Origin of the sequence: Novosphingobium endophyticum (genome assembly GCF_014640675.1) — a bacterium.
Taxonomy (GTDB): Bacteria; Pseudomonadota; Alphaproteobacteria; order Sphingomonadales; family Sphingomonadaceae; genus Novosphingobium; species Novosphingobium endophyticum.
Map to the genome: position 1 here is coordinate 1 of NZ_BMHK01000093.1, position 1,191 is coordinate 1,191.

At 61.8% G+C, this 1,191-nt stretch carries 1 protein-coding gene; it reads left to right on the forward strand.

What is annotated here, in order from left to right:
* Window positions 1–975: 975 nt before the first annotated feature.
* Window positions 976–1,191: hypothetical protein (locus IEX32_RS20345; RefSeq protein WP_229736543.1), on the forward strand; the 216-nt coding region annotated here is incomplete at its 3' end.

The window sequence follows — 1,191 nt, forward strand, 5'->3', positions numbered from 1 at the left end:
TTGGGGCTGCAGCGGCGGCGGCCAGATGGCGCAGGCCGCTGCCGAAGGCCAGACCGGCGTCTGGGAGGGGGTGATCATCGTATGTCCGGCAACGCGCGGAAACCCGGCCCACGCATTCCAATGGACCGGGCATTTCGCGCTCGCGCTGTCCGAGGAGAAGCGTGCTCGCCTTATGTCGCTCGGCAAAGCCGGCAATGGCGTCAACGCCTCTGACGGTCTGAGCGATGCAGAAAAGACCCTGCTCTACGCCGGCCTCAACGAGGAAGAGAAGTCCGTCTTGAACGAACTGCTCGCCGCAGGCTACCCGTTGAACGAGTTGAACTCGTTCCTCAGACTGTCGCCGATCACGGGCACGAACGAGATATTTCACCTCGACCCGACGTACGAGGATGATTTCTGGTCGAAGCCCGGTTATGCCGGCAGCAATCCGCCGTCTTATCTCTCGGCCGCGAAGATGGACGGCTTCGCAACCATTACCGCCGTCAGTCGGGACGCCACGGGCCTCCTAACATCAGTGCAGCTCGATCTGGCGACCATCCCGGCCGTGCCGCCGGAGTCCGCTTCGCCGATTGGCACGACCGGTCAGCGTTTCTACGTCTACGCGGCCGACGGGCAAACGCGAGTGGTCGATCCCAGCAGCCGCTCCGAAGCTTATGGGACGTTGTCAGGCACGCTCGACCGTAAGACGGGCCTGCTGAAGCTGTCGGGCAAAAATAGCTCGGTTCTGCTCGACGCGCTGACCAAAGGCAGCAAGATCAGGATCACCAACCGTTTCCTGCTGGCCGCGTACTTTTACCCGCGCCACACAATCGTGCCCGGCTATTACCAGTACGATCAGTACCGCGATGCGGACGGTNTATCAAGACGAAGGTCATGCTCTTCCAGAACTTGTCAGATTTCCTTGCCTTCCCGTCCTGGGTCGCGGGATACGCGAACACGATCGAGCAGAACCTGAGCAAGGCAAAGGACGACCAGATGTTGCGGGTCTACTATCAGGAACGCGGCGGGCATACCCACGGCGGGATCGTCGGCGGCATCTTCAACCAGGCGCTTCTCGACATGATGGCGTGGGCGGAGAAAGGCGTTGCGCCCAAGCCATCGTCGCAGTGGGGGTTCGAACTTCCGCTGACCCAGGTCATCCTGTCGCCCGACGCGGCGGTGCGCAAAGGCCTTCAGCCAGTGGTCAATGTC